This is a genomic window from Ligilactobacillus murinus DSM 20452 = NBRC 14221 (assembly GCF_001591685.1).
In the GTDB taxonomy this organism is placed as follows: Bacteria; Bacillota; Bacilli; order Lactobacillales; family Lactobacillaceae; genus Ligilactobacillus; species Ligilactobacillus murinus.
Map to the genome: position 1 here is coordinate 1 of NZ_BCVJ01000063.1, position 8,399 is coordinate 8,399.

General features: G+C 39.4%; 5 protein-coding genes. All 5 read left to right on the top strand.

The window, feature by feature from the left end; all coding sequences use genetic code 11:
• The first annotated feature begins 570 nt into the window (after positions 1–570).
• Complete coding sequence (locus LMU01S_RS09125; protein WP_056959246.1) at positions 571–1,392, top strand: MucBP domain-containing protein; 822 nt, start codon at positions 571–573, stop codon at positions 1,390–1,392.
• Between the two features lie 19 nt (positions 1,393–1,411).
• Positions 1,412–1,594, top strand: coding sequence for a hypothetical protein (locus LMU01S_RS09130; RefSeq protein ID WP_056959247.1), 183 nt, complete (start codon positions 1,412–1,414; stop codon positions 1,592–1,594).
• A gap of 19 nt (positions 1,595–1,613) precedes the next feature.
• Positions 1,614–2,468 (top strand): enhanced serine sensitivity protein SseB C-terminal domain-containing protein, encoded by an 855-nt coding sequence (locus tag LMU01S_RS09135; protein WP_056959248.1) that lies wholly within the window; start codon positions 1,614–1,616, stop codon positions 2,466–2,468.
• Positions 2,469–2,480: 12 nt separating this feature from the next.
• Entirely contained in the window at positions 2,481–2,663 is a 183-nt protein-coding gene (locus LMU01S_RS09140; protein ID WP_056959249.1) for a hypothetical protein, read from the top strand.
• A gap of 15 nt (positions 2,664–2,678) precedes the next feature.
• Positions 2,679–8,399 (top strand): mucin-binding protein (locus tag LMU01S_RS09145; RefSeq protein ID WP_169795909.1); only part of this gene is annotated, 5,721 nt, incomplete at its 3' end.

Consider the following 8,399-nt stretch of genomic DNA (forward strand, 5'->3'; position numbering starts at 1 on the left):
CAGGTTTCAAAATTTTTTGAGGTTTAGCTATATCTACACTTATTTCTTTTTCAAGATTTTCACTCATGAATTTGGGTGTGGTCTCAGCAATCTCTGTAAGCGTTTTTTTAATTATACAAAAAATTCACTAGGGTCCATACTCCGATGATCTAGTCTATGTTCTGAACATGAGATTCATTTTATTGGATATTATATTTTTATTAGAACCACTATATCTAAAGATTTAAATAAAAAAATTATGAACAAAACAATAATTTTAGAATAAAAAGATAAAAGGGTGTTAACTATTTTAAAAATAGAAAATGTATTTATTACAATTAAATGTAAATGTACTAAGACTGAAAAACCCTTATTTGTGGTTTATGTAAGCGTTTTTTAGATGCTATTACCTTGAATTTTATTAAAAAAAGTAAAAGTACTAAAAAAAACGCAAAAATACATTAAAAAAAAGTGGCATTTCATATTTTTATAATGTGATTTTGGGTATAAAATGATAATGGGAGTTGAGGTGAATAGGTCTATTTTTTATTATGATCTTTAGCTTTGAACGATGTATATGGAGGTGAAGAGATGATGCTAGAAAACGAAACATCAGCATTAAATTATGTTGTGATCAATTTTATTACGGCAGATCGGAAAAAAATAATCGATCCATTGAAGATCTTTAAGCCTATCGGGGAATTTTATCAGGTCAATAAGCCTAGGCTAGACGGGTATATTCTAACTAGTTATCGTGGAAAGTTAGAGGGCGTCATGAAAGAAGAAAGCGAGCAAGTTGAGCTGATATACGAACCATTGGGCAAGCTGATCATCCAGTCAGGGATCGATGAAGAAAACACAGAGGTCAGATCATTTCAGATCTCAGAACGTGCTAATCAGGTAAAGATGATAAGTCTACCGAAGATCCAAGGAAGTGAAGATTACTATTATGTTGAGGGACATGGAGATGAGCGCCAGATCGGAAAAAGGGTGATCAATCCAGATAATTTCTTGCCTGATGATCCGACAAGTGATGTTTATCTAGTGAAACTGACTTTAGAGCAACTAGACGAGTTAGAAAAACGGTGGCATGCGCAAGAGCAACCTGTTGAAGCTAAACCAGAGATGGTTAGCGTTAACTCCCAAACTGCTAAAAAAGCGGCTAAGGTAGCTAGTGTTCAAGAAATATCTAAAGTAGAAAAGGTGAAGGTAACAGAGTTTATACAAAAACCAAAGGAAGAGATGAATATGCAATTATTGGAACCTACATTATTACTGTGTGATGCATTTAAACAAGTTACTCATGCATTGGTCGAGTTTGATAAGAAAAATCAACTGTCACAGTTGCAAAGAAAGCAGTTGATCAAAAAAGCCAGTGTACTATTGGTAGCTATTGAAAAACTAAGTAAGTGATCTTATGGGGGGAATCAGGATGGAAGAGATGAATTTAGATGAATTGTTGGGTTTAACACCAGCCGTTATTTTAGGTAGATATGTAAGTGACGGAGCTGAAAAGTTATTAGCAGCAGTTGAGCAACAAGATCAAGAATCAGTGAAAAAAATAATTGCCAAGGAAAAGCAATTATTGGAAGCCCTAGAGATCGTCGAACAATAGGATAGGGGTGGTGAGATCAATGCCAGAAGTAGAGTTTATTGAGTCTGAGGTGCCTAAGTTACCACCTAAGACTGAAGAAAGGATGCAAGTCATTTCGCTTGAGAAAGCTCGTTTTGAAAAGGCGCTCAGCGATTTTATCGTCAAACCGATCGACTCGGAATTGGAAATGAGATTTGTCAGTGAACTGTATACGATGCTATTTTATGTCCCAGTTCAAGTTGGCGAACAAACGATCACTGCTCGCAATCGCAAGCCAGGGCTTAGATTAGATGTTGCGACGATGACGTATTTAGCTGATGGTAATGAATATGTCCCAGTATTTAGCAGTCCTGATCGGATGGATAGTTTCTTGCGCGAGATGGATAGAAATATCGAATTGCGTCCGATGGTACTATCGGCTAAGGAACTGATGTTCCAAGCACGTCGGGTCAATGTTGCTGGTATTTTGGTTAATCCAGGTGAGCATAATTTTCCACTATCTAACGAATATTGGAGTTATGTAAAGCAGATCCGACCGATCGAGCTGGGTGATGGACGTAATTTCAAGTTAAAGATCATGCCACGAGATCCTGCAGCAAGGATCGAGAATAAATTGAAAAGTGTCCTAAAAAGGATGCGTACAGTTAAGAAGGCGTGGCTTCTAGGTGTCAAATTGCCCGAATATGATGAGTATGAGTATGTGATCATCGTGGAATATATTGGAGAAAAGCAAAAATTTGAGGAGCAGGTGGCACGTAAGTTAGCGGTGAGCGTCCGAGGCCAACTGCCATATCGTTCAGATGTTTTGATCGGAACGACCGAAGATCTTGTTGGGCGTTCAGCTAGTAAAAATTTCACACCGTTTTATGAACGACGGATCGGCCTATTCGGATAAGAGGTGGCTCAAATGTATCGGATAGCTATTGAAGATGAGCTAAAGAAAAAAGATATTCGTAAAGGTAGACAGCAATTAGCATTCGCAGTTGAAGCGAGTAAACAACAAGATGAAGCAACCTTTACTAATGCAGAAGAAGTAGGGGAATTTGCAGGTAAGGTCTTCTTGGGGAATTTTCCAAGACTTTTTGACTAAGGAGATGATCAATATATGATTAGATATAATGCGAATTCTCGTTTGTTCAAATATACGACAGAGGAAAAGAAGCGTTATAAATTATACAAGAAAAAGAAGATGTGGGTCGTTGCTGGTATGTCACTTTTCAGCACGGCGACCCTTATCAATGCTAATGCTTCCGCTGATGAGCTGAGCACTACAGCTGTTGCGACCGATGGCACTCAAAACGCAGCTACTCAGTCAGAGGAACCTAAGACAAATAGTGAGACACTAAAAGAAGAAATCACAACTGAGAATAAGGCATCAGAAAAAGAAGAAGTTCATGTTGAAGAAAAACTAACCCCTGATGTGGCTTCGGAACTGACAAATTCTGAAGTTACTACTGAGCCTAAGCAAGACCAGACTGGGTCTGTAGCTAAAGAACGACCAAAAGCAGAGCCACAAACCGATAGAGTAGAAGAAACAAAAGCGTCTGCGACGCTCGCGCCAAAAGAAGCACCACTTGAAGCTACGACTGAGAATTTAACAGTGCCTACTTCTGTGACTGAGACTTCGGTATCAGAAAAAGACGCAGGCAAAGAAGAACAAACACCGCAGATCCAAGGACAAGAAGTCACCTCAGATAAAGTTGATGTTATTTCAAATGCATCAGATCGCTTGAGTGGTGGAGCTGTGTTTAGACGTGTAGTGGATCAAGCGACAAAAGAGACAGTTTCGACTTTAGCCACACGAGCTAGTGTGGAACCAAAAGTTGATGGAGCTTCGATCGAACGTGCGATCAAAATGGTCTCTGTAACAAAAGGAACACAGGCTGGAATTTTAAGTGAGCCAAAGAAATTAGCTGATAACTCGACAGAGTACACATTGACCTCGGATATTTTTGGAAGTGGTCAACCTAGTTTAGGGATGACGATCTCTTATACGGGGAGAAATGGCGATACATTCTCAATGCTTGTGGTCCCAGGAGAAAATACTGCATCTGATACGTATTCCAACCCTGCGAATGATATGAGACCGTCAGGAAATCCCAAAAAAGAACAAAAAGATGGTGGTTATTTATTTACCTGGACGATCACTGATGCACCGGAAAATGTCAGTGTTGCTCGTACTCAAACGATTCCGGCTGTCCCTTTTTTTAGGGAGACCCAGACGGTAGAGGGTAACTATAAACCATATTATTCTGTAGCTAGTTCAGATGTTTTAAAGCCTGGTGCTAATTATATCTTTAAGTTCTTCATTAATGGGCAAGAAGCGCCTGCTGATACTACAGTCAAATTTGTTGCTGATAAAGTATTAACGATCTATAGAACCAATATTACTACTGATTCGAATGCCTCGGTACAGAATGGTAAGATAAACAAAACTACAGATACAAACTATGTGTATATGATAAAAGCAAATTTTGATCCTTTAGTAGGAGCATTGACTCCTTGGATCAAAACAGCCACTCTAAATTATAGTGTCCCAGTACCAGAACATTTTCTGCTAGATGTTGATGCTACGACAGAATATATAAATAAAACAACTTATCGAGGTAATGAGCAATATAGAGGTGGAAGTGTAAAAGTAACACAACCAGGGGGCGAAGGGACTCCGATACTGATCGAGACTAAAGGACTTCCAGCACAACAAACTAAAGGTGTAGGATATATAGATATACCATTTATCGGACGCTACACCAGTACTGAAACAAATGGAGAAAGTGATGTTGCCTCAGGGTGGTTTGATCTAGGAGACGGACAAAAGCACTATTTTGGTAAGGTAAACATTGATACAAACGAAGCCTTAAACGATCCAGAATATTCAAAACAGTCTAGTGGTTTTCGTGAAAATGTCCTACCAAAGGATGCTACGGAAGTCAAAAATGGTATCACTATTCCAGCGGTACACGAAAATTATGTTGTATCGTTCTTTTATTCAAAAGATAATCAATACCAGATGCATAATCCTAGCGTTACTAGTGACTATTCTAATGTCAAGCGTGAAGGGAACATATATACTCCGGCAGTTTTAGAACGTCAACTACCTGCACTAGAAAATGGCGATCCTTCTGCCCCATTGTTATATGCCGTAGGAGTAGTGGCTAACGGTCTTACAGAGTTTAAACCAACGTATCATTTTGATTTCCCAGATGAAATAACAAGTACGGGGATCGTTATGCCACTGAATAACGTGACAGATGATTATGCCGATTTTAAATCGTATAATCCAGCGCAACCAGGATATACAGTTGTGGTCACAGGTGATGATGGCAGTAAGATCACACAGCGTTTACTAGCTGGTGAAAGCTATAATCCGATAACTGGATTTATCGATCATTTTGGAACATTCTCTAAAGGAGAGAAACTAGCTGAAGGGGTGAAAATAGCTGCTTATGATGTAACTCCAGACAAGGAGTATTATGCCAGTGCTTACTCCGCATTTTACAGCGTAACTAAATTCAATACTTTAAATGATATCACTACAGGATATATCAATATTTTAGGCTATCTGAACACCAAGGCCCAGGCGAATGTTGAGTACATCGCAAACGTTGTAGTAGAGTCGGCTAATAAATATATACCAACACAGTTTAAAATAAAGAAGATCGGTGAATTAAAACTACCGATCGAACCGATCAAATTTCCATCATCAAATAACGATGGAAATAAGCAAGCAGTTTATAACCTAAATGATATATATCAAGTTGGGCTAAGAACGTATGGAGTTAAATATAAAGGAAATGAGAGTGCTAATCTTGATGCTGGTGGTGTTTTACAAGGTAAGGCCGATAAAACTACGACCGATCTACCCGGGCACGCTTTAGATATTCCTTTTGGGACAGTCAAAGACCCGATCGTTTATCTCACAGTTCCAAACCAGATGAAAGTCGAAAACTGGACAGGAACAAATCGGTTTTATCAAGTTTTCAATGCAGAAGGTAGTGTTCCTAAACCAAAAATCAAGCGGAAACAAAATCTCGATGGGCAATTAGTTTATATATTGGATTGGACAGGAACTGGTTTCGAACTTTCATCGGAAATGGATATCCAGTTCAATATGAGAGTTGTACCACGAGGATTAAATGGTTTTGATCCTGCGCAGACAAAAGAGACCTTGTATGCTTATGAAGATGTTGCCAACAAAAAGACACTTGATTTATATACAGAACAACAATTAAAAGAAAAGGGAGTTTCAATTGAAGGGCTAAAAGCCTATAAACCTAATGTTGATAGTACTAATAACACTACTTGGGTCCAGATAGGTGGCGATCTCAGTGAGACTGCTCTCCCAGAAAGTTATAAAACAAAAATCACTTTTGCTGATGGAACAAGTGTCGATACTATGATGCTAAGTGATGGATCAAATAAATCATATTTGCGGATCATTGCGCCAGTTGAAGTACGGCCAGCTCCTTTGATCAAAGGGACAAGAAATGCTGATCTCGGTTCCAATGGTGTGAATTACCCAACCAAAGACTATTATGAAGTTGATGGTAAAAAAGTTGGGCTTCAGAAATTACAGTTGGGAATGGTAAATAACACAGCTGATCCGTTAAAAGGTGTTATCTCGGTCATGAACTTGCCACAAGTTGGTGAAAAAGATAGTAATGATCTCTCGAGTAATGCAACTGAGCAAGAATTTACACTAAACATCAGTGAACAAGGTGAGCTAGCCTTTGATCCGACAAATAATGAAGCCAATGATGCACATACGCTCTATTATTCAACTAGTCCAGTTGTATTAAGTCCTGATGGGACAACGTTGAGCTTTGCTAATGGGACTGTATGGACTAGAGGACAAGCCCTTCCAAGTGAGTTATTGACTGCTCAACAAGTCACAGACTGGTCAACGATCAAAGCGCTGGTCATGTATATTCCAGTGTTGAGTGAAGGAAATCAGATCCTCTACCACTTTAATGCGTACTCACCAACAAGTGAGACTAATATGTCAAAACGCGTCAAATTGCTACAAGTTGGGGGCTATGAGAAGCAAGCTTCGTTAGTCATAGGGGATGTTACGGATAGCTATGCAACTTATGCAACTTTGCGGATCGTTGATCAGGCAGGTAACCAGATCAACGGCTACAAAGAAGTACGTGGACAAGCTATTTTAGATCCAGAGACTCATGAATATATGGTTGAAAATGATGATCTTTTTGGTGAAGCAGGGAAAGCATTGGTGCTTGATCCGCCAGCAACGATCACGGGGTATAAATTTGTTCAAAATAATTTCTCTAGTACAGTTTTACAAGCAGATGGCTCGACAGTTGTTACACGTTCTTACCAAGTCGATCGTGCTCGAGTATTAGAAGGAAGTATCAGTGGTCCAGTGCTAGCTGAAGCAACGGGTGATCCACAAGCAAATACGGGGAATAATTTCCAAGCAGATCCGACAGGTGTTTCAGAGATCACATTTAACTTGACGGATGCACAATTAGCGAGAAAAGGGTATAAATATAAGATCACGGTGGTCGACCGTAACAATAAGGAATTAGTCGATAAAAATGGGAGAACAGACTATGATACGCTAGCCGAAGCGTTGGAAGCACATGGGTTGTTTGACGATAATAACGATCGTTATGGGGCAACGCAAAACTTTATCGTCAACTACATTGGGAATTTCCAAAAGGCTGTCATCATCAGTCAAAATGATCCGGCTAAAGAGATCCCAACGAGTGTAAATGAAGCTGGGGTCGTTTCACCATACTACAGTGATGGACAAAGTGGGCAGATAATGTTTTATGACGAAGACGGTGCGCCACTCATTTCGGACAATACGCTCTTGGGTAATGGGACGCCAGCCTTTAAGCGGCAAGATTATCGATACACTGTTATTGCACCAGATGGTACTACTTATAGTAGTATCGATAAGGCAATGGCTGCTAAACTGAAGTTTGATAATACTGAAAATGATGGTGAAGTCGATCGGGATATCCAAGTTTATCGAATCGACTATGTCAAAGATCTTCAGAATTTACGTTTGACGATCATTGATGATGAAGGCGATCTCGATGGATCAGGTGCAAAAGTTTTAGTTGAGAACGTGGAGCTAGGAAGTGGACTTTCGGAATCGGCAGTCGATGAGGAGATAAAGACAAGCTATGCCTCATGGATCAAACGTTATACTGATCGAGGTTATGTTGTTGTGAGCCAAGATGAGCTACCAACTAACTACGACAATGATCCAACTGTCGATCAAACAGTAGTCGTTCATCTGAAGCATGGTACAGAAGAAAAAGCTGGTTCTTCTAAGACTCTTACGCAAAGGATCAACTATGTTTATGAATCTGGTGTCAAAAAAGGTGAAAAAGCTGCTCCAAGCTATTCTAAAGACTTTACTTTCACATCGGTCGATACGATCGATCAAGTGACTAAAAAAGTCATTCGCACGGTTTGGAGCCCAGAACAAACAGCACCAGTGGTAGTTAGTCCAACTATCAAGGGTTATCAATTAGACCGTTCAGAGATCCAGCAAACTGTGAGTGCCGATAGTACAGATAGTGAATTGACGCATACGGTCTTATATTACCCAGAAATACAAATTTTAAATGTAAAAATTATAGACGATACTCTAGGTGAAATTCTCAGTGAAGGAACTCTTGCAACGGGCTATACGAATGCAGAGCTTCCAGCTAGTGTTTATCAAGAATATCAAAGTTATATTGATGAATATACGAAGGTTGGGTATGTGCTTGTAAGTAAAAATCTACTTCCAGCGAATTTTGATGAAGATAGTACAGTTGACCAAGAGGTAGTCGTTCATCTTAAACAC

Excerpts from the sequence above, each read along its gene's own strand:
- LMU01S_RS09140 (WP_056959249.1), top strand. The coding sequence starts at position 2,481 with ATGTATCGGATAGCTATTGAAGATGAGCTAAAGAAAAAAGATATTCGT.
- LMU01S_RS09125 (WP_056959246.1), top strand. The coding sequence starts at position 571 with ATGATGCTAGAAAACGAAACATCAGCATTAAATTATGTTGTGATCAAT.
- LMU01S_RS09135 (WP_056959248.1), top strand. The coding sequence starts at position 1,614 with ATGCCAGAAGTAGAGTTTATTGAGTCTGAGGTGCCTAAGTTACCACCT.
- LMU01S_RS09130 (WP_056959247.1), top strand. The coding sequence starts at position 1,412 with ATGGAAGAGATGAATTTAGATGAATTGTTGGGTTTAACACCAGCCGTT.